The sequence below is a fragment of the Sphingobium sp. ZW T5_29 genome (assembly GCF_044987515.1).
Classification (GTDB): domain Bacteria; phylum Pseudomonadota; class Alphaproteobacteria; order Sphingomonadales; family Sphingomonadaceae; genus Sphingobium.
Genome location: NZ_JBJDRM010000010.1, coordinates 137,637 through 158,144 on the forward strand (window position 1 = coordinate 137,637; position 20,508 = coordinate 158,144).

Genomic DNA, 20,508 nt, shown 5'->3' on the forward strand with positions numbered 1-20,508 from the left:
TCCTTTGCTGATGGCCGCTACGGAAACCATCGAAATCATCGCGCTTGACGACGACTGGAACCTGTTGGGCCGCATCGATGGCAAAGGCGATTGGCCGGGGATCGTCAGGGCGTTGCTGCGGATGGACAGTGCATGGCTGATCATAGAGCAGCAGCGCATGGACGGCCCCTTCCCCATCCCCCGGCGGGAAGATATCCGACTGTCCCGCAGGGTCGCCCATCGCCTGCGCCCGATGGAAATGAAGGTCGCGGATCATGTGATCCTGAGCGGCAAGGGACGGTTCAGTTTCCGGCAGGCGGGGCTGCTGTGATCGGGCAAAAAAAGCACGCCCAGCCGCTTGCCAGCCGGAAAACCCGCCTCTATAGACCGCCGCCTGCCCAGCGGCATCGCCCAGCGATACCGCCGACGGTCGGGGAGTAGCTCAGCCTGGTAGAGCACTGTCTTCGGGAGGCAGGGGCCGGAGGTTCGAATCCTCTCTCCCCGACCAAAAACTTTTTCCAATTCTAGGGAGTCGAATGGCGAGCCGCGTCGAGCGCGCCAGGCACGACGACTTGCGCCATCGTTCCTCCCCCGAACGACAGCGGCGTAGCATCACCGAAAACAGGTTAGCGCGAGGATAAGGCCCGGCGATCCGCCTCGGCCTTGTCCTCGCGCTTCAGATGGATCAGGCTTCGCCGAAGACGCGGCGGAAGATCGTGTCTACCTGGCGGAAGTGATAGTCGAGGTCGAATTTTTCCTCGATCTGTTCGGCCGTCAGTGCGGCTGTTACGTCGGCGTCGGCCTTGAGCAGTTCCAGCAGGGATAGCTGGCCGTCGGATTCCCAGACCTTCATCGCGTTGCGCTGAACATAGCGATAGCTGTCTTCGCGGGAGACGCCTGCCTGCGTCAGCGCCAGCAGCACGCGCTGCGAGTGGACAAGGCCGCCCATCTTGTCGAGATTCTTCATCATCCGCTCAGGATAGACGAGCAGCTTGTCGATGACGCCGGTCAGGCGGGCCAGCGCGAAGTCGAGGGTGATGGTGGCGTCGGGGCCGATATAGCGTTCGACCGACGAATGGCTGATGTCGCGTTCGTGCCACAGGGCGACATTTTCCATCGCGGGCATGGCGTAGCTGCGCACCATGCGGGCGAGGCCGGTCAGGTTTTCGGTCAGCACCGGGTTGCGCTTGTGCGGCATGGCGGAGCTGCCCTTCTGGCCGGGGGAGAAATATTCTTCCGCCTCCAGGACTTCGGTGCGCTGAAGGTGGCGCACTTCGACCGACAGCCGCTCGATCGAGCTGGCGATGACGCCCAGCGTCGCGAAGAACATGGCGTGGCGGTCTCTCGGAATGACCTGGGTGGACACGGGTTCGATGGCAAGGCCGAGCTTCGCCGCGACATGTTCTTCCACGCGGGGGTCGATATTGGCGAAGGTGCCGACAGCGCCCGATATGGCGCAGGTGGCGATTTCCTCACGCGCAGCGACCAGGCGGGTGCGGCAGCGGGAAAATTCCGCATAGGCTTCCGCCATTTTCAGGCCGAACGTGACCGGTTCGGCATGAATGCCATGGCTGCGGCCGATGGTGGGGGTCAGCTTATGTTCGAAAGCGCGGCGCTTGATGACGGCCAGCAGCTTGTCCAGATCGTCGATCAATATGTCGGCGGCGCGCGACAACTGCACGGCGAGGCAGGTGTCGAGCACATCGCTGGAGGTCATGCCCTGATGCATGAAGCGGGCTTCGTCGCCGACCTGTTCCGCAACCCAGGTCAGGAACGCGATCACGTCATGCTTGGTCACTGCTTCGATCGCATCGATGGCGGGCACGTCGATTGACGGGTTGGTCGCCCACCAGTCCCACAGCGCCTTGGGCGCGGATTTGGGAACGACGCCAAGTTCGCCCAGTGCCTCGGTCGCGTGCGCTTCAATCTCGAACCAGATGCGAAAGCGGGCCTCTGGTTCCCAGAGGGCAGTCATTTGGGGGCGAGCATAGCGCGGGACCATCGGGTCGAATCCTGATTGCTGTGAAAGATCGCCGCGCCGCCTAGCAGGCCCGTTACCGAAGGGCAAATAAGGCAGGCCGAAGGGCAATGCCGATCATCGCGCGCGGCCTTTCGTCGTGAATATTGCAGATGGGGCGGATGAAGTGAGCCATGACGGGAGTTGAGCCGATCATCATGAACATATGTTCAGGAAAAGCGGCGAATATTCATGTATCGCGATGAACAATTCATCTGTCTGCGGGTCTTATCCATGACCCGGTTATATCAAGGAGTTCGCGATGATCCGCGTGTTGACGTTGGCGATGTTGATGGCGACCCCGGCTTTGGCCCAACAGGCGCCTGTTGCACCGGCGGGCGCTGCGGGTTCGTCCGCCACCACACCTGCGGACCCGGCAGATTCCGTCGCGTCAATCGTGGACAGGGAATATCCCGCCTATGATGCCAACAGCGATGAACAGCTGGACAAGGCAGAATTTTCCCGCTGGATGATCGCGCTGAAGGATCAGGAGATGAAGGCTACGGGGAACAAGATGCCAGCCGCCGATGTCACGGCCTGGGTCGATGGCGCTTTCGTGACCGCTGATGCCGACAAGAGCGTTTCGGTCAGCAAGCCCGAACTGATCAGCTATCTGAACGGCGGCGCGAAGTGAGATAGAGTTTCCTGCAAAAATGCAGGCAATACCACCCTGAACGGGTCGCATATGAGGCGGTATGAAGCGAAGGCCATGCCGCCTCTTTTTTGCGTCGTCCGCGGGTTAGAGCTTGTTTCCGCGATTTCTTAATCAGCGATCGTTTCCGATCGCTTGGAAATCGCTCTAACCGCGCTTTCGGTTCGCGTAGAGCAGCGCCGCGACGATGGCGGCGGACCCGATGCCGACGGCCGTCCCCATCAACACGCCCTTGCTGGCGGATTTGCGCGCGGCAGTCGCCAGATCAGATTGGGTGGCGGTGTCCGGGGTTTGGGCGCCATCGGTGGGCGCATCATGTTCGGGCTTTGTCATAACAATCCGAATCTATGCAATAAAGCGGGCGCGCAGAAAAGCGGCTTTCAGTAATCGGGCAAAGTTTGGGCGGCCTCCCCCCAACCGCGCAGCTCGCGCGAACCGGCGCGATCGATCAATTGGTCCAGATTCGCAATTGTGAAAGCGCCGGGATGCTCGATATCCTGCAGCTCATCCCAGGTGACCGGCACGGCGACCGGCGCATTTTCCCGCGCGCGAACGACATAGGGCAGGACGGCGGTCGCGCCGCGCTGGTTGCGCAGCCAGTCGATGAAGATGCGCCCCTTGCGCTTGGCCTTGCTCATGGTCGCGGTGAAGCGGTCGGGTTCCGCCGTCGCCAGCGCACGGGCGAAGCGGTCGGCAAAATCCTTGACCTGCGGCCATTGCGCGTCTGGCGTCAGGGGCACGACGACATGCACGCCCTTGCCGCCCGACAACATGGCGAAGCTGGTGAGGCCGATATCTTCCAGCGTCCGGCGAATGTCGCGCGCCGCCTTTTTCACATCGCCAAAATCCAGTCCCTCGTCCGGGTCGAGATCGATAACCAGGCGGTCGGGCCGCTCCACATCTTCGACCCGCGATCCCCAGCCGTGAAATTCGATGGTTCCCATCTGAACGCAAGCCAGCAGGCCGTCGACATCATCGAGGTAGAGATAATCCTCCTCTCCCCCGTCCTTTTCGCGAATGGGAACATGCATCACATGGTCGCCAAAGCTGCCGCTGTCATGTTTTTGGAAGAAGCATTTTTTTGCCCGCCCTTGAGGGCATCGGACAAGGCTGATCGGGCGATGCGCAATCCATGGCAGCATGATCGCGCCCGCCGCCGCATAATAGTCGGCCAGCTGACCCTTGGTGATCTTCGCTTCTGGAAAGATCAGCCGGTCGCGATTGCTGATAGGCACATCGGATTGGGTTTCGGGCGTGGCCACTGGTTTCTCCCGGCTGACATCCTTTGCCGCCTTGTCTTCGCGCAAGCCCAGGAAGCTGCCGTGCCGAATGACATTGCTGCCGGTAAATTCGGCGAAGGCGATTTCGGCGACCAGATCGGGACGCACCCATTGCGCCCCGCGACTATCGCCGCGCGGGACGGTCAGGGCAGGCGTCTTGCGCGCGCGGGCCTTCAATGCGTGCATCAGGCTTTCGCTGTTGCGCGCGTTGAAGCCGGTGCCGACCTTCCCGGCATAGACCAGCCCATCCTGTCCATTCTGCGCGAGTAATATGTTGCGCAGGGCGCGTCCGCTGGCTCCGCTCGCCGTCCAGCCGACAATGACGAATTCCTGTCGGCGGGTGCATTTGACCTTCAGCCAGTTTTTCGTCCGCACGCCGCGATAGGGTGCGTCCGCCCGCTTGGATATTATGCCTTCCTGACCGGCGTCGCACATGGCGCGGAACAGCTTTTCGCCCGCGCCGACCACATGATCGGCAAAGTGGACCTGCGGCGTTCCATCACCGATCAGCGCGCCCAGCTTTTCCTTTCGAGCGACATTGGGAAGCGCGGTCAGATCCTGCCCATCCAGTTCCAGAAGGTCGAAGGCGAACAGATGGAGCGCACCGCTGTCCTCTCCCTTAAGCACATGCTGGAGGGTGGAAAAATCGGGGTTGCCGTCAGCGCCCATCGCCACGATTTCTCCGTCGATCAGTGCGGGCGGCAGGTCCATATCGGCTAGTTCGGCGGCAAGCGGGGCGAAGCGATCGGTCCAGTCGAGACCGGTCCGCGTGAAAATGCGCACCTCGTTTGACGCGACGCTTACCAGACAGCGGTAGCCGTCATATTTGATCTCGTGAATCCAGCCATTGCCGGTCGGCACCGCATCGACCAACGTCGCAAGTTGTGGAGCATGAAAGGTCGGCGGCTTGCCAGTGGCCCGCTTTCGCGATGCGCGAACCGGCGTCGCCTTTTTCGCCTGAGCCATGGCGGCGTCGAAGGATTTCCCCTTCTTGCCCTTTAGCGAGAGTGGAGGTGCTTCCGCGGCGATTTGCGTCATGGTGCGACCGCTGCTTATGCTGGTAAGTTCCCGCGCCACCAGATCGTCGGTCGCACCGGCATAGCCATCCTCGATCTTGCGCAACAGCCAGTTTTCCCGCTTTTCGCCCGGACGGGGTTTGAGCCGGATCAGCAGCCATTCGCCTTTCATCCTTTGACCGTGGAGGATGAAATGAAGGTGCCCCTTGGCCAGGTCCTTCGCGCTTTTGCCGGGGATGGGCTCCCACGTACCTTCGTCCCACAGCATCACCGTGCCGCCGCCATATTCGCCCTGCGGGATGGTCCCTTCGAAACTGGCGTAGGACAAGGGATGATCCTCCGTCCGCACGGCCAGCCGCTTGTCGGCGGGATCAGGGCTAGGCCCCCTCGTCACCGCCCAGCTTTTCAGCACGCCATCCATTTCCAATCGAAAATCAAAATGAAGCCGGGTCGCATCATGCTTTTGCACGATGAAGCTGTTTCCGCCGCTTCGCCCGCGCTTGCCCGCAGGTTCCCTGGTCCGGGCGAAATCGCGTTTGCGATTATAGACCGTCAGCGGATCGGCGTCGGCCATCGGTCATGCCCGCTTTCGCGCCGGAGTCTTGGCGGTGCTGCTCTTCCGCGCCGCGAGCTTTCTTGTGGTGCCCGTTTTGCCGGTAGCGGCAGATGACCCGCCCTTTCCGCCCGTATCGACGGATTTCTTGAGCGCGGCCATGAGGTCGATGACATTGCCGCTCCGCTTGACCGGGCCTGTATCCTCTTCCTCGATGATGCGGCGACCCTTGGCCTTTTTCTTCTTTTCGATCAGCCGTTCCAGCGCATCGACATAACGGTCATGGAAGCTGTCGGGCTTGAATGGGGCGGTTTTCTTTTCAATCAGCGCCTGGGCCAGGTCGAGCAGTTCGGCGTCAGGCTTGGCATCCTCAATCTCGCGGAAATAGCTTTGGGCGCGGTGAACTTCATCGGCATAGCGCAAGGTTTCCAATATCATGCCGCGACCGCAAGGCTTGAGCGAAACGATATATTCACGCCCGCGCATCGCCAACTGGCCGAGGCCAACCTTTTTCGACTGGCGCAGCGCTTCACGCAGAACGATGAAGGCTTCTTCGGCCAGATCGTCAGCGGGAACGACATAATAGGGCCGTTCATAATAGAGCACGTCGATCTCATCGGCGTCGACGAACTGCGTCAGCTCCAGCGTCTTCTTGCTCTCAAGCTTGACCGCCTCGATCTCGTCGGGTTGCAGCAGGACATAGTCGCCCTTGCTCACCTCATAGCCTTTGACAATGTCTTCAGGCTTCACTGCGCCGAGACCGGGCACCGTCTTTTCATAACGGACGCGCTTGCCGCTGGGTTCGTGAATCTGGTGAAATGCGATCTGCGCGCCCGATTTGGTCGCGGAATAAATCTCAACCGGGATGGACACGAGAGCCAGCCTGATCTGCCCCTGCCAATAAGCGCGCGCCGCCATGATAATGTGCCTCCTTGCGACATGGAAAAATGCGCGGACGGGGGTGCGAGTTCCGCGCGGGCCACGGCAATGCTGTCGGCAAGTCGAAGCCCTGCCCCTATGCGCAGCTGGCGAAATCGGACGAAGCGCTTCCGAAGACGGGTGAAATATCCTAAGCTGCGTAAAATCAGCAGCTAGGACGATATGCCGATGCAATTTCTGCGGACTGCCTTCTGGGTCGTCATCGCCGTAGCCCTCGCCTTTTTCTGCATGGCGAATTATGTGCCCGTCACGGTCCGGCTATGGGGTGACATGGTGATGGAAACCAAGCTGCCGGTCCTGTTGATCGGCGCATTCCTGCTGGGCGCACTGCCCTTTTGGGTCATGGCGCGGGCAACGCGCTGGCGGATGAAGCGTCGCTTGGACAGTACCGAGCGCGCCTTGATTGTCGCGACCACCACGCCCACGCCAGCCCCGACCGATTCTGCGGACATATCACCCCCGCCGCCCCCTCCCCTTTCTGCAACAGGAACAGCATGAGCAGCCCGATCTATGTCGCCATCGATACCCCCGACCTGGCCAAGGCGCAGGAACTGGCGCAGCGGGTCCACAATCATGTCGGCGGGCTGAAGCTGGGGCTGGAATTTTTCTGCGCCAATGGCCATCACGGCGTGCGGGAGATGATGAAGTTCGACCTTCCGATTTTCCTGGACCTCAAGCTGCATGACATTCCCAATACCGTGGCGAAGGCGGTGCAGGCGCTGAATGGCCTGGAACCCGCCGTGCTGACCGTGCATGCGGCAGGCGGACGCGCGATGCTGGAGGACGCGAAGGCGGCGGCTGGCATCAATACGAAGGTGGTAGCCGTCACGGTCCTGACCAGCCTGGATAATGGTGACCTGACCGACATCGGTGTGGGCGGCCAGGCGGAAGATCAGGTGGCGCGCCTGGCCGATCTGGCACGCAGCGCGGGGCTGGACGGGATCGTGTGTTCCGGTGAGGAAGTGGCGATGGCGAAGCGGGCATGGCCGGACGGTTTCTTCGTCGTGCCCGGCGTTCGGCCTGCCGGGGGGACCATGGGCGATCAGAAACGCGCCGTGACCCCGCGCGAGGCACTTGATCGCGGCGCATCGATCCTGGTGGTGGGGCGACCGATCAGCCTGGCGGAAGATCCAGACCTGGCTGCACGGGAAATCGAAGCGACATTATAACTGCACAGACGTTCGTGCTGACCTGCCCTCAGGCGGCGGGTCAATAATCCTTCGATATGCGAACGTTGGCGCTTTCACGTCCTATGGTCGATATGGCCGCCAGCAGCGAAAGCCAGCGTGTTACCTGATATTCTATGCGGGTCGCGGAATAGCCCTGACCGTCGGTGATCAATTCCACATAGGTTTTGCGGGTCAGATATTTGCCCGCCGCCAGCGATGTGCCCTGACCCTGGGTCGGATCGGCGGCGATGATCCGCAGCCGGTCAAGCCCCGCCGCCTTGCGCACGGCATTGATCGGGTCCAGCCCGCCTTCACCCTGAAGCGAACCGACGGCCGACGCCAGTTGCAATGCCTCCGGCGCGGACAGGTTGGTGATGGACGTTCCGAACAGGATGCGGGACAATAGCTCATCCTGCGGCAAGGCGGGGATGCTGGTGAAGCTGATATCGGGTTTCAGGCCCGTGCCCCCGACATGGATCGTCGCGGTAAGGTCGTTGACGTCGGCTTCCGCATCGATGTCCAGAGATGGGTTCACCGGCGTGCGCCCGTCGAACTGTATCCGGCCCTCCCGCAGTTCGAACCGCCGACCCGCAAAGGTATAGCCGCCCCGCACCAGTTCCGCCCTGCCCGAAATCGCAGGGGCAGCGACTGTGCCGCCAATGTCCAGATTGGCGCGCCATTCGCTGTCGAGGCCAAGTCCGGTGACGGTCAGGCGATCGCGCGCCCTTGCCTTGATCGCCAGCGCCCACGGCCTGCTGGTCCGGGGCCGTTCTATTTCATCACCGTTGCGACGTGTTTCGGTAACCCGCAATTCGGGTATTTGCGCCACGGCAGCGGCCCGACCCATGGTGAACCGGCTGCGGTTAAGGATCAGATCGCCGCCGACCGTGCCGGTGGACCCGTCGGACCGCAGCGTGATCGGGCCGGTCACGGTCGCCGCGATATCGTCCCGTTCGAGCAAAGCCGCGTTATCCGCCTGAAGCCGCAGGTCCATGGCCACGCCGCCGATACCGGCAAAGGTGAAATTGCCCGCACCGGTCACCGCCCCGCCATTGCGCGCGGTGGCGGAAAATTCGGAGATGACGAGTTGTGCCCCGGAAAAGCGCCCACGCGCCTTGACGGCATTCAGACGCATACCGGTGACAGGGCTGTTAATGGCTGCACTGTCCGTTGAAAGCGAACCGGAAATGACTGGATTGCCCAAGGTGCCACGCGCGTCCGCTGACATGTTGACCGGACCGGAAATGTCCACAATTTCCACCCCGGTCAGCCGCCAGAGCGTGTCCGCCGTGCCCTTGAAACGCAGTTGAGCGAACAGGGGCGCGCTGTTCAGCCGTTCGACCAGCCCACCCTGACTGCCGAGCGGGGTCAGGAGCGCCTGCCCACGTCCGATCGTTTGCCCGCCAGCGGCAAAAACCATGCGGGTCGCCAGCCGGTCCTGAGTCAGGATGATGTTGACGCCAGCATCGACTGGCCGCGAACTAAGCGACAGGCCGGAACGGGTGAGGCCGCGCACCCGCAGATCGCCCCTGCCGCTGGGCAAACCGCCGCGCGTATGAACATAGGTCAGGGTTCCGGTGGTCGTGCCGCCCAGACCCAAATGATCATAGGCGATGTCGAGAAGCGCGAGGGGCAGCTTGTTCATCCGCGCTTCGACCCTGGTCGTCGCTCCGCTCAATTCCCCGCCCAGTTGCAGCGAACCGCCCGCATAGCTGATGGTCGTCGGAGCGAGCCGCCATCCACCGTCGATCCGGGTGAAAAGCGCTGTGCGGGTCAAGCGGATTGGCCGGGCGTCGACGGTCCCCTTCGCGGTCAGACGGATGCGATCCGGTTCGACCTGCGCTTCCCCCTGAAGATCGAACAGCCGTCCCCGCTGGCCTGACAGGCTGCCCCTGACGACGCCGCGCCCGCCGGTCATTTCGGCGTTGGCCGTCATGCGACCTACCAACATGCCGCCCACGCGCAGGCCGCGCGCCTGCAGCGCGGCGTTGACGGATGCGCCTGCGGGATCGAGCAGGACGGTCGCGTCCAGCTTGCCGCGCCGAACGGCTATGACTGCCGGGCCATCAAAGCTCGCGTCGGTCGCGTCGAGTTTCAGCACAAGCTGCTGCGCACCGTTTACTGGGGCAAAGGCGATGAAGCCTGTGACTGGCCCGGCCACGACCAGCCTTCCGTCAAGCCCGCCAGTCACAGGGCGGAGGTCTCCGCTAGCGGTAACGCCTGACACGGCGAGCTGCGCCACCCGAACCACCGCCTGTCCGTTCGGCGGGAGAAGGATTGCACCATTGCCGGTGAACGGGCCAAGGGCTGACCCCCCTTCGGCAACAAAATCATATCCCGGTTCGCTGGGCGTCAGGCGGGCATGCAGATTAGTGACGCCCAGGGCGTCGAGGGGACGTGCAAGAACCAAGTCGATGGCCGGGCGCTCAATCCGGCCGTCCAGCGTCAGGCGCAGTGGGCCATATGCGCCATGCCTGCCCCTGCCTTCGAAATGAAAGCTGCGATCGGGGAGGCGATAACCCTGCGCAGTCAGTTTGAGCAAAGGCGCGTCGAGCGACAGGTTGGAAAAAATCAGCCGCCCGTCCGGCCCCAGGGACAGCCCGCTTCGTAAGGTGGGAAGTCCGCCGCCAAGCGACCTAAGGAAGCTGTTGTCCAGCCGCCGCATCCTTGCCACCGCATTGCCGCTAAGGCTGAACGCACCGCGCGCATCCGGCACAGCGCGCAGCCGCGACACCAGGTCCACCACGCCCAGCCCACGAATGGCGAGACCGCGGATTTCACCGTCCAATCCAAAATCGTAACGGCCAGTCCTGAGGTCGGCCAGCATCAGCAACTTGCCGTTCAGCTTGTCCGAGCGGATCGACATGGGATTGCTGACGATCTGCTGCCCCTTGATTTGCAGCACGCCGTTCAGCGAAAAATTGCGCACTATGCCTTCGACCAGATCACCCTGACCATCCAGCCGCCGCGCCTTCAGCTGCACCGGGATCAGCGTAGGCCCATTCTTCGCCCTGCGTCCCTTCCCTTCGGCGCGCACGTCGCTGATCAAGGTGCGGTCGAACGCCAATTGTCGGGCGCGCAGCAGATATTCATAGCCAAAGGCCGCGAACGGCCCGTCCAGACGGATGCGCGCCGTCACATCGCGCCCGCGCATCGATTTCAGCAATGCTTGCGGGCGAGCCAGTTTCAGGTCGACCAGCACATTGTCGAGCGCATTGTTCCGCAGGTCGAGCGCGCCATCCGCGCTAAGTTCCAGCGCGTCGGAGCGCAGTGAAACAAGGCCGTCGATCCGCCGGTTGGCCATGGCGCCCTTCGCGCTCACCGCCAGCCGCGGGGCCGACAGGCGGCGGACAAGCCCTTGCCCTGCGATGGCCGATCCTTCAATCGAACCCGTTGCCGAATAAGCCCCGCCCCGCGCCGCCAGTCGCAGATCCACAGCGGGGTTGCTGTCCAATGTGCCGGACAGCCGACCATCCCACTGCGTCCAGCTGCCCTGACCCCGGATGCGCAGATTGGCGTTCTGGCTGAGGCCAGCCATCGCCGCCAGCACCCCGCCTTTGGGTGCATTGACGGTGACGTCCAGGTCGAACCGATCGTCGTCCGGGCGGCTGTCCAGTGCGATGTTCAGCGCGTCGTCGCCATCCAGCAACCGTGCCGACAAATCGATCACGGCGTGACGATCGCGAATGTCAGCATCGCCGGAGATGGTTGCCTGCCGCGCACGTCCCGTCACGCCTTTGTCGATCATCAGTCGATCGATTGAAAACTGCATCAGGCGAATGTCGAAACCCGGAAGGATCGGGCCTTCGCGCTGGCTTGGATTGAGCTTGGGCAATTTATGCAGGGTGGCGACGGGAATGACCAGGCGGTCGATGTCCAGCCGATTGGACAGCCATGCAAAGGGCCACCAGTCCAGTTCGACGCGCGGTGCATCCAGAAATGCGCCTTTCGGGTCGGACAGGGTCAGGCCATGCAGCACGGCGCGGCGATAGATGCTGCCTTCTATCCGATCGACACGAATGTGCAGGCCCGACGGCGGGCTGATGCGATCTATGCGCGAGATCAGGAAACGGTGGCCCGACGGCGTATCCAGCCAGACCAGCGCGCCCACCGCCACCAGTAGCAGCAAAGCAAGCAACCCAGCGATCCACCGCTGCCACGGCCCATCCCAGGCGCGGCGGCGGTCGGTTGCCGGGTGGGACCGCGACTGGGCCTGTTCTTCCGCCATCAGAAGGCTTGGCCCAGCGAGACGTAGACCGCGACCTTGGGATCGCCTTCCTGCGGGTTGAGCGGTGTGCCCACGTCGACCCTGATCGGCCCGAAACTGCTATAATAGCGCAGTCCAAGGCCCGCCCCGATCCTCAAATCGCGAAAGTGAGGCACGAAACTGGTCGAGATATTGCCTGCATCCACGAACGGCACCACGCCGAAATTGCCGAACCTTATCCGCGATTCCAGCGAAAATTCGGCCAGGCTCTTGCCGCCGATGGGATCGTTGCCGGAATCGCGCGGGCCGATGGCCTGATAACCATAGCCCCGCACCGAAGCCCCGCCCCCTGCATAGAATCGCCGCGACGGCGCGATGCGATCCACGGTCGACCCCAATATAGTCCCGAAGCGAGCGCGGGCCGCCAGCACGACACGATCACCCATCGGTTGATAGACGCTGCCGTCCAGCTGGACACGGGCATAGCCGAAGGTGCCGTTCTGGAAGGACAGTTCGGGACTTAAACGACCACCGAGGCGAAAGCCCCTGGTCGGATCGAGCAGGTCGTCGCTACCATCATGGGTAAGGCTGAGCGGGACGGCCCCGATCAGGAAGGTGCGCCGATTGCCCCCGCTGAAGGCGTCCTTTTCATCCGATGCAATGAATTCGGCCCCGACGCGCCAGACCCATTTCTTTTGAAACAATATGTTGGTCTGCCGCTCAATCGCACCGGACAGGGTGATGGTGCGAGCGTCATAGGCGTCGCGCTTGATGTTGCTGACCGAAACCAGCCCGGTCAGCACATGATCGCGCCGACGGAAATTGTTGCGGCGATAGGTCGCGGAAGCGGTCTGCTCCTGCGTGCCCAGCACGCCGCGAAATGTCACGGCCCCTTCCGGGGGAAACAGGTTGCGATGCTGCCAGCTGACTTCGGCGCGATACCCTTCGCCGGTGCCATAGCCCAATTGCCCGGCGATGGTCCGCAGCGGAGCGGGCCGCACGTCGACCAGCAGATCGACATGCTCCCCGTCGCCGGCATCCTTCCGGGTCAGGCTGACCGAGGATACGAGGCCGGTAGCGATGATCGCGCTGCGCAAATCCTCCACGTCGGACGCCATATAGGTATCGCCGGGCTGGAAACGGGCGATGCGCTGGACGTGGTCGGCACTGAACAGCTTGTCATTCGCCAATAATATGGACCCGAAGGTCCGATAGGCGCCGGGGGTCACGACTATGTCCAGATCGCCCTTGCGCTCTTCATGATCGATATGGACTTGCGGCTCACCAACCTTTGCGAAGGGAAAGCCATTTTCGGCCAGCGCAACCGCCAGGTCCGCCTGCCCGGACAGGATTGCATCGGCGTCGACTGCATCGCCGGGTTTCAGCGGAAAAGCGGCTCGCAACTTCGCCTCGCGTTCACCGGCGGCCGACAGCCCCTCCAGATCCACGCTGGACAGCAGGTAAAGCGTTCCGGGCACTATCTGGAACGTGACCGACAGGCGATCTTCGCCCGCGGGCGCGACGGACGAGCGAATGCGGGCCGCATAATAGCCCTTGGCGCGCAGCAGCCGGTCCAGCAACGCCGTATCTTCCGCGATGCGTCGGTTGATCTGCGCCAGATTGGCCGACTTGTCTTCGCCCTGCCGCAAAACCGACAGGTCGCGGAAGCGGGCGTCGAACTGCGCGTCGGCGATCTGCTCCACGCCCTTCAACTGCAGGGTATAGCGGCTTTCCTTGATCGGGTCGGCGAAGTCCCCGGGAGGACTGATGGCGGCTGATGCGGCCTGCGCCTCCACTGGCGTTGCGCCTTCATCCGCCACGGCGGGACCGTCATCGGCCGGGATGTCAGCCATGTCATCGGCAGGAAATGGGTCGACGCTGTCGGGCTGATCCAGATCGGGCCAGGCGACCCCGATATCGGGCATGGGGTCGAGCGGCATCTGTTGATCGTCGGCAACCACAGCGGGCGGAGCAACGCTCTGCGCCTGCGCTTCAGGCCACGATAGCAGCAGCAACGGCACCAATAGCAGCCGGGCAGCTTGCGGAGTGCCTGAAGTGCGGCAGTTGTTCCGCAAACCGGTGTTCATATCAATGATCTAGCCCATATGGGCAGGGGAGCGCCAGAGCGGATCGTGCGGCGAGCCTGAACGACGTACCGCTCAAAATGCCAGGTTCAGCCGATCCATCAATGCGCGCGCTGGGTTCGCCGCCTGCTGAGCCGGTGGGCGCGCCATCCTGTCCATGCTGTCCTGCAGCCTGGAGACCCGGTCATATAATTCCTGGCTGGCTTCGATCAGGGCGCGCGCAGCAAAGGGAAAGGCCAAAGCCACATCTGCTTCGGTGCTGGCCGCGCGACCCAGGCGGTATTTTTCATCGGCAAGGTCGGCGTCCGCAATCTCACCCCTCTGCCATGCCCGTTGGCTCAACAGCCAGGCGATCACGTGCATGAGCCGGGTCGTCACCTTGAGCGATTCGCATGCGAAGGACACCCGGCGCAGCGGATCGTCCATTTCCCCCTCTTCCGTTTCGCGCTGGTCGAAATAGGCACGCGCTTCATCCGCCATGACCATGGCCTCCAGGTAGAGGCCGTCGACCAGTCGCCGGTGAAGGCCACGATCAAGGAAAAGCGCAGGAGACATGCTTCATTCCTGACATAAAAGATTCGCCTTGTCAGGCCCGCGTGGCGCCCATCTCCCAGCTTGTCCCATTCAGGGCCGATCAGCCATGATATTAACCACGAATGCCGCATTGGCGGGGATTCAGGCGATGATGTCGGGGATCAGCGCGTCTTCCAGCACGGCGATTTCATCGCGAAGGCGCAGCTTGCGCTTTTTCAGCCGTGCCACCTGCATCTGGTCGCTCGCCCCGGTGCCGACCAATGCATCGATGGCGCGGTCGAGATCCCTATGCTCGATTCGCAGCAACTCCAGCCGACGCATAATGTCTTCCCGGCTCAATCCGCACCCTCTTTCCAGGCCATGCTTTTCCGAAGGCCTCTGATAGCTTGGCCGGGGTCATCGGACCATCGCAAATTTTCGCCCATCCGGTCGCAAAGCGATGCAGCCTTAGGGACAAAGCAGCGGAATCATGATTTACTCGTTCGTCCATCACCTTCACAAGGAGAACGTCATGGAAAATAGCCACATTTCAGCACTTTCGGCCAAACATGCAGGGCTTGAGGCACGCATAAAGGCGGAGTCGAGTCGGCCCATGCCTGATGCGATCCTTGTCGCCTCGCTCAAAAAGCAGAAATTGCGGCTGAAAGAGGAAATGTCGGTCGGGAATTAAGCCCGCATAGGCAATGGGGTCGGATCGGCGCGACAGCCGTCCGGCCCTTTGCCATCGCCTGCCCATCCATCGCTTATCGAGCGCACCCCTGTCGGCCCATAAGGCCTGACAAACATAATGTCAGCGCTTTAGCTGCCGCGCTTGCGGTCGGGTCGCATGGAACTGAGTCGTGTTACCGGCGGAGACCGGCTTGCGCGCCAACTGCGGGTCGATTTCGCGGTCGAAGGCAATGCCGATCTTGTCCCCGCGCGCCCATACGACCTTGCCCTTCACCCGGCCAACACCGCGCAGGTCCATGAAAATCTCGACGCCAGACGGCACAGGTCTTTCGCAATCGGCCATCATGCCAGTTGCAGACAGATTACGGACGCGGGCGCGCCCCAACGGAGCGCCGCCAGTCGATTCGAGGGTAGTGAGCAGGAACAGGCTGTCCCTAGGCCCGGCCCGCGCCGGACCCCGATCACCCAATTCCTGTTCGCTGTCCATCATCAACCCTTGCGATGCCCACTGTTTCCAACGGCTTGCCACGGGTCGATGGACAAAGGGTTAATCGTCGCGAGATACCTTTTCCTGACGCTCGTGCCGTTCCTGCGCTTCCACCGTCATGGTGGCGATTGGCCGGGCTTCCAGACGACCCAGGGAAATGGGTTCGCCGGTCACTTCGCAATAGCCATATTCGCCGTCATCGATGCGCCGCAGCGCCGCGTCGATCTTGGAAATCAGCTTGCGCTGGCGATCGCGGGTGCGCAGCTCGATGGACCAGTCGGTTTCGCTCGACGCGCGGTCATTGAGGTCGGGTTCACGCAATGGTTCGTTCTGAAGAACCGCCAGAGTGCCCTCGGCCTCCGTCAATATCTGCTTTTTCCAGTCCCACAGCCGCTGCCGGAAATATTCAAGCTGCAGGGGATTCATAAACTCTTCGTCAGGCGAAGGTCGATAATCGGCGGGAAGGGATATAGCCGATTTTGGCGGATTTTGGCCGTCATTATCGGAATTAAGGACCGATGCCATCTGGCTCTCCGACTCGATAGGCCCCTTTGCATTTTGCTTTGGGAGCCGTGACTTATGATTGAGCGCGCCTAATAGCCAGCGGCGCGAGGCGACACAAGCGCCCATTCCAATCAAAGAAACGCCGCTGGACCACCCACCGACCCGTCTGGGACCGGAACACAGCGATCCTGCTTGTCAAAAGAGGCGGCGGCCGAAAACCAGCTAAAGGTGGATCCGCGGGCCGTTCCACTATGGGACGTTAACCATAGTGATTGAGGCATTCCAACAATTTCTCTCGACGTGACCCCGATAATCAGAGTTAACGCCATTGAAGTTAACATGTTCTTTTGCCTTTTTACATGAAGGCGATTGTCATTCAGCGGCCACCGACATGCGGTGATTGGTCTGAACGACAGGAAGACAAACAAGAGTGGATCACTATGTCGGTACGGATGGCATTGGCTAAATTATGCGCCTGCACCTGCGGCGGCGCCCTTATCGGCGGCGGCGCGGTCCATGTCGCTGAAAGCGCACGACCGGCAGGGGTCCAGAGCACAAAGAGCGTCAAGGCCGCGCCCCGGCGTTATGCCGCCCGGCCCGTGAAGCGCAAGGTGGTGAAGACTGTAACCGCCTGCGCCCCGCAGACAATCTCTGTCACCACCCAGGCTCCACCCGTGCCCCTGCCTCCTCCACTGGTGGCGAGCGAGATGCCGGTGATGTCCGGCGGTGGCGGTGGGCCAATCATGATGGCGGGCGGTCCCGGTTTCGGAGGCGGCGGTTTTGTCGGTGGCTTCTTCGGCGGTAGCGGCGGCGGCAGCAGCGGTGGATCGGTCGTGATTTCCTCCACCAGCAGTTCGACGGGGGGCATCAGCAGTTCCACCAGTTCGACGACGGGTGGCGTTTCGACTTCAACCGGTGGTGTCTCCACTTCGACCGGCGGCGTTTCTACGTCGAGCGGCAATGTGTCGACCTCCAGCGGTAACGTTTCCACTTCCAGCGGCAATGTGTCGACTTCGAGCGGAAATGTGACGAGCAGTTCCTCGTCCTCCAGTTCCAGCTCCAGTTCGTCCTCGTCGTCCTCCAGCTCCTCTTCCAGCAGCTCCGGCGGGAAACCTCATGGATCGAGCGGGAGCAGCGGGAGCAGCTCTTCCAGCTCGTCGGGCGGCTCTTCGAGTTCATCCAGCTTTGGCAGCACCAGCTCGTCCACGTCGTCCAGCAGTTCGTCATCCAGTTCTTCGAGCAGCTCTGGCGGCAGTTCGACCAGCACCGGAGGCACCGACGTTCCCGCGCCGCCCATGGTCCTGCTGTTCGGCGCAGCAGCGGTAGCGCTGGTGGCGCGTCGGCGCTTTGCCGAACGCAAAGCCAAGACGGCCTGAACAGGGCTCACAAAAACGGGGCGGCTCCTTCGCGGCGCCGCCCCTTTTTTTCGTATGTCGTTTCGTTTCAGCTTTGGGCGATGATCCGCTCAATCTCAGGAACCGGGTGGTTCGCCAGATCCTTGGCGATTTCACCCACCAGCCGGTTTTGCACTTCCTTGTGATAATGTTTGCGCATTTCACCAAGGGCGTTGGGCGGCGCAACGACGATCAGCTTTTCGAAATCATTCGCCAGTGCCCGCTGCTTGAGCATGTCGCTCGCCTCCGCGGCGAAGCGCGCTTCCTCCTGCTCATGATAGTCGGTCTTGCCCATGGTCGCCTGGCCGCCATTAGTAGAAGGCGCCCGGCCCGACATGTCGGTTGACTGTTCGCGGTCGAACGGATTGTCCTGCGTCTTCACGCTTTCCGCTTCCAGATTGGGTGCAAATCGGTCACCCTTGTTCCGAAAGAACAGCATCTTGCGCCCATCGGCAACCAAAACCATCGCACCATGATCGATCCACATCGCAGCTTCCTTTCCTGGGTTTGCTTTCGGTCAACGGACGGGAGAGCGCAGGGTTGCGCGGTTCAACGCGGAACGGCATAGGGCTGACCCATGCACGACATCCGCTTCATCCGTGAAAACCCCGACGCCTTCGATGCGGGCCTCGCCCTGCGCGGCCTCACTGCGCAAAGTGCGGAGATTTTGTCGCTCGATGAACGCAGTCGCGCGATCAAGACCGAATTGCAGCAGGGTCAGGCTCGCCGCAATGAACTGAGCAAGGCCATCGGACAGGCGATGGCCGCAAAGGATGTGGCCCAGGCGGATGCGCTGAAGGCGGAGGTCGCGGCGTTGAAGGACCGCATGCCTGCGCTGGAGAATGACGACCGGGCGCTGGATGAACAGATGCAGACCCTGTTGGCTGCCCTGCCCAATCTGCCCGCATCCGATGTGCCGCAGGGCGCGGACGAAGCGGACAATGTCGAAGTGGCAAAATGGGGCGTTCCCCGCGACTTCGCCTTCGCGCCGCAGGATCATGCCGATTTCGGTCCCGCGCTGGGCCTGGATTTTGAAGGCGCGGCGGCTTTGTCAGGCGCGCGCTTTGCGGCGTTGCGCGGACAGATGGCGCGGCTGCATCGCGCGCTGGCCCAATTCATGCTGGATCGTCAGACCAGCGACAATGGCTATGAGGAAGTAAACCCACCGCTGCTGGTGCGCGACGAAGCCCTGTTCGGCACCGGCCAGTTGCCGAAATTCGCCGACGATCTGTTCCGCACGACGGATGGCCGCTGGCTCATCCCCACCGCCGAGGTCAGCCTGACCAACCTGGTGCGCGACCAGATCGTGGCGACAACCGCCCTGCCCCTGCGCTTCACCGCGCTGACGCCCTGCTTCCGGTCCGAAGCGGGATCGGCGGGCCGTGACACGCGCGGTTTCATCCGCCAGCACCAGTTTGAAAAGGTCGAACTGGTCACCATCTGCGCCCCGGATGAGTCGGAAGCTGAGCTTGAACGCATGTGTGCAGCGGCAGAGGGTATCCTGCAAGCGCTGGAACTACCCTATCGCAGGGTGCTTCTGTGCACCGGCGACATGGGCTTTGCTGCCGCCAAGACCTATGATCTGGAAGTGTGGCTGCCGAGCCAAAAGACCTATCGCGAAATCAGCTCCATCTCCAACTGCGGTGATTTTCAGGCGCGGCGGATGAACGCGCGCTATCGGCCAGAAGGTGAAAAGCAGACGCGCTTTCTGCATACGCTCAACGGATCGGGACTGGCGGTCGGTCGGACGCTGGTCGCGGTGCTGGAAAATTACCAGCAGGAAGATGGCAGCGTCATCGTTCCCGAAGCGCTCAAGCCCTATATGGGCGGGATTGTTCGGCTGGAACCCCGCTAAATCAGGAGTCCCAAGATGCGCTGCCCTGGAGTGACCGCGATGTCAGGATTTTCCGACTTCCAATGCTCCCGATCGCGCATCAACCCCGCACGGACCTGCCACGGGTGAGGATCACGCCCCTGCGCCCCCCACTCGGCATGGCGGGTTTCCTGCGACGGCGGTCTTCCATGCCGGTCTGGGCGGACATGGCCTGGCGCGTGGCCCTGGTCCTGGGCCTCATCGCGCTGGTGCTTGTCCTGCACTGGATCGGTCGCGATGGTCTGAAGGACAATCTGGACAACCATATCAGCTTTATCGATGTCCTTTATTTCACCACGGTCACGGTGACGACCGTGGGCTATGGCGATATCGTGCCCGTCAGCCCGGAAGCGCGGCTGTTCGAAGCATTGCTGGTGACGCCGATCCGGTTGTTCGTTTGGCTGATCTTTCTGGGAACGGCCTATCATCTGTTTTTCCGCAACATCCTTTACAGGTGGCGCATGGCTCGCATTCAGGCCGATCTTCATAATCACATCATCGTGACAGGTTTTGGCACCAGCGGCAGCGAAGCCGTCAACGAATTGCTGGCGCGCGGCGTGAACCCGCGTGAAATCGTGGTCGTCGACCCTGAAGAAAAGGCGCTGGCGAAGGCCGAAGAGCTGGGCTGCAATGTCCTGTGCGGTGATTCAACACGCGACAAGACACTCAAGGACGTAGCGGTCCATCGCGCCCGGACGATGATCGTTTCAGCCGGACGCGACGACACGTCCATCCTGATCACGCTGACCGCGCGACATCTGGCCCCGCACCTTCCCATCAGCATCGTGGTGCGCAACGAAGACAATGAACTGCCCGCTCGCCAGGCGGGGGCAACGACGGTGATCAATCCCGTCAGCTTTGCCGGACTGTTGCTGGCCGGAAGCACGAGCGGGCCGCATATCGCCGACTATATGGCCGACCTTGCCGCGACCGGTGGCCGGGTGCGGCTGCACGAACGCTGCGTGCTGGCGGAGGAAGTCGGCCAGCCTTTGTCGGCGATACGGACGGGGCTGGGCGTGCGCATCTATCGCGGCGGCCGGGTGATCGGTTTCTGGGAACCCGAAGCGGCCCAGTTGCACAATGGCGACATGATCATTGAGATCGTGGCTGGGGTCGAGCATGATCAGGCGCACAATCCCGCCTGAATCCGG

General features: G+C 62.1%; 20 protein-coding genes and 1 tRNA gene. 8 read left to right on the plus strand and 13 right to left on the minus strand.

Annotated elements, in window-relative coordinates:
- The first annotated feature begins 10 nt into the window (after positions 1–10).
- Together ACI3KQ_RS10530 and ACI3KQ_RS10535 are read left to right on the plus strand one after the other, a co-directional pair.
- A complete protein-coding gene (locus tag ACI3KQ_RS10530) occupies positions 11–310 on the plus strand; it encodes a JAB domain-containing protein (protein ID WP_404957353.1) in 300 nt (99 codons plus the stop codon).
- A 100-nt stretch (positions 311–410) separates the two neighbouring features.
- Positions 411–487: transfer RNA gene (locus ACI3KQ_RS10535), tRNA-Pro, on the plus strand.
- Positions 488–664: 177 nt separating this feature from the next.
- Here ACI3KQ_RS10535 and purB read toward each other — a convergent pair.
- Positions 665–1,981, minus strand: a complete 1,317-nt coding sequence (purB, locus tag ACI3KQ_RS10540) for an adenylosuccinate lyase (protein ID WP_404957355.1) — start codon at positions 1,979–1,981, stop codon at positions 665–667.
- A gap of 277 nt (positions 1,982–2,258) precedes the next feature.
- Here purB and ACI3KQ_RS10545 point away from each other — a divergent pair, with 277 nt between their 5' ends.
- Positions 2,259–2,630 carry an EF-hand domain-containing protein gene (locus tag ACI3KQ_RS10545; RefSeq protein ID WP_404957356.1) on the plus strand — a complete coding sequence of 124 codons (372 nt, stop codon included), beginning with the start codon at positions 2,259–2,261 and terminating at the stop codon, positions 2,628–2,630.
- 165 nt (positions 2,631–2,795) lie between these two features.
- On the opposite strand, the gene ACI3KQ_RS10550 is transcribed toward ACI3KQ_RS10545, so the two are convergent.
- The 3 genes from ACI3KQ_RS10550 to ACI3KQ_RS10560 are packed head-to-tail and all read right to left on the minus strand — an operon-like array spanning position 2,796 to position 6,415.
- A complete protein-coding gene (locus tag ACI3KQ_RS10550; protein ID WP_404957358.1) occupies positions 2,796–2,981 on the minus strand; it encodes a hypothetical protein in 186 nt (61 codons plus the stop codon).
- Between the two features lie 47 nt (positions 2,982–3,028).
- Positions 3,029–5,518, minus strand: coding sequence for a DNA ligase D (gene ligD / locus ACI3KQ_RS10555; RefSeq protein WP_404957360.1), 2,490 nt, complete (start codon positions 5,516–5,518; stop codon positions 3,029–3,031).
- Between the two features lie 3 nt (positions 5,519–5,521).
- A complete protein-coding gene (locus ACI3KQ_RS10560; protein ID WP_404957362.1) occupies positions 5,522–6,415 on the minus strand; it encodes a Ku protein in 894 nt (297 codons plus the stop codon).
- A 189-nt stretch (positions 6,416–6,604) separates the two neighbouring features.
- Here ACI3KQ_RS10560 and ACI3KQ_RS10565 point away from each other — a divergent pair, with 189 nt between their 5' ends.
- Positions 6,605–6,934, plus strand: a complete 330-nt coding sequence (locus tag ACI3KQ_RS10565; RefSeq protein WP_404957426.1) for a lipopolysaccharide assembly protein LapA domain-containing protein — start codon at positions 6,605–6,607, stop codon at positions 6,932–6,934.
- Positions 6,931–7,605: an orotidine-5'-phosphate decarboxylase gene (gene pyrF / locus ACI3KQ_RS10570; protein ID WP_404957364.1), complete on the plus strand. Its 675-nt coding sequence runs from the start codon at positions 6,931–6,933 to the stop codon at positions 7,603–7,605. The genes ACI3KQ_RS10565 and pyrF overlap by 4 nt, the downstream gene beginning before the upstream one ends.
- A gap of 40 nt (positions 7,606–7,645) precedes the next feature.
- Here pyrF and ACI3KQ_RS10575 read toward each other — a convergent pair whose 3' ends face one another.
- From ACI3KQ_RS10575 to ACI3KQ_RS10590, 4 genes are all read right to left on the minus strand, one after another.
- Entirely contained in the window at positions 7,646–11,833 is a 4,188-nt protein-coding gene (locus tag ACI3KQ_RS10575; protein WP_404957366.1) for a translocation/assembly module TamB domain-containing protein, read from the minus strand.
- Positions 11,833–13,899: an autotransporter assembly complex family protein gene (locus ACI3KQ_RS10580; protein ID WP_404957368.1), complete on the minus strand. Its 2,067-nt coding sequence runs from the start codon at positions 13,897–13,899 to the stop codon at positions 11,833–11,835. The genes ACI3KQ_RS10575 and ACI3KQ_RS10580 overlap by 1 nt, the downstream gene beginning before the upstream one ends.
- Positions 13,900–13,971: 72 nt before the next feature.
- Entirely contained in the window at positions 13,972–14,451 is a 480-nt protein-coding gene (locus ACI3KQ_RS10585) for a DUF1465 family protein (protein WP_404957369.1), read from the minus strand.
- Positions 14,452–14,571: 120 nt separating this feature from the next.
- Entirely contained in the window at positions 14,572–14,751 is a 180-nt protein-coding gene (locus tag ACI3KQ_RS10590; protein ID WP_404957428.1) for a YdcH family protein, read from the minus strand.
- 190 nt (positions 14,752–14,941) lie between these two features.
- Between ACI3KQ_RS10590 and ACI3KQ_RS10595 the strand changes: the two genes are divergently transcribed.
- The gene (locus ACI3KQ_RS10595) at positions 14,942–15,100 is read left to right on the plus strand and encodes a YdcH family protein (RefSeq protein WP_404957371.1); all 159 of its coding nucleotides are present in this window, start codon (positions 14,942–14,944) and stop codon (positions 15,098–15,100) included.
- 120 nt (positions 15,101–15,220) lie between these two features.
- Here the strand turns inward: ACI3KQ_RS10595 and ACI3KQ_RS10600 are convergent, their stop codons facing one another.
- The 5 genes from ACI3KQ_RS10600 to ACI3KQ_RS10620 form a co-directional block, all read right to left on the minus strand.
- On the minus strand, positions 15,221–15,586 hold the full coding sequence (locus ACI3KQ_RS10600; RefSeq protein ID WP_404957430.1) for a PilZ domain-containing protein: 366 nt from the start codon (positions 15,584–15,586) through the stop codon (positions 15,221–15,223).
- A 60-nt stretch (positions 15,587–15,646) separates the two neighbouring features.
- Positions 15,647–16,111, minus strand: coding sequence for an RNA polymerase-binding protein DksA (gene dksA / locus ACI3KQ_RS10605; RefSeq protein WP_404957373.1), 465 nt, complete (start codon positions 16,109–16,111; stop codon positions 15,647–15,649).
- Between the two features lie 562 nt (positions 16,112–16,673).
- On the minus strand, positions 16,674–17,081 hold the full coding sequence (locus ACI3KQ_RS10610; protein WP_404957375.1) for a hypothetical protein: 408 nt from the start codon (positions 17,079–17,081) through the stop codon (positions 16,674–16,676).
- Positions 17,082–17,204: 123 nt separating this feature from the next.
- Positions 17,205–17,477 carry a hypothetical protein gene (locus ACI3KQ_RS10615; RefSeq protein ID WP_404957377.1) on the minus strand — a complete coding sequence of 91 codons (273 nt, stop codon included), beginning with the start codon at positions 17,475–17,477 and terminating at the stop codon, positions 17,205–17,207.
- A gap of 56 nt (positions 17,478–17,533) precedes the next feature.
- On the minus strand, positions 17,534–17,971 hold the full coding sequence (locus ACI3KQ_RS10620) for a host attachment family protein (protein WP_404957379.1): 438 nt from the start codon (positions 17,969–17,971) through the stop codon (positions 17,534–17,536).
- 90 nt (positions 17,972–18,061) lie between these two features.
- Here ACI3KQ_RS10620 and serS point away from each other — a divergent pair, with 90 nt between their 5' ends.
- Together serS and ACI3KQ_RS10630 are read left to right on the plus strand one after the other, a co-directional pair.
- Positions 18,062–19,339 (plus strand): serine--tRNA ligase, encoded by a 1,278-nt coding sequence (gene serS / locus ACI3KQ_RS10625; RefSeq protein WP_404957380.1) that lies wholly within the window; start codon positions 18,062–18,064, stop codon positions 19,337–19,339.
- A 137-nt stretch (positions 19,340–19,476) separates the two neighbouring features.
- The gene (locus ACI3KQ_RS10630) at positions 19,477–20,502 is read left to right on the plus strand and encodes a potassium channel family protein (protein WP_404957431.1); all 1,026 of its coding nucleotides are present in this window, start codon (positions 19,477–19,479) and stop codon (positions 20,500–20,502) included.
- Positions 20,503–20,508 lie beyond the last annotated feature (6 nt).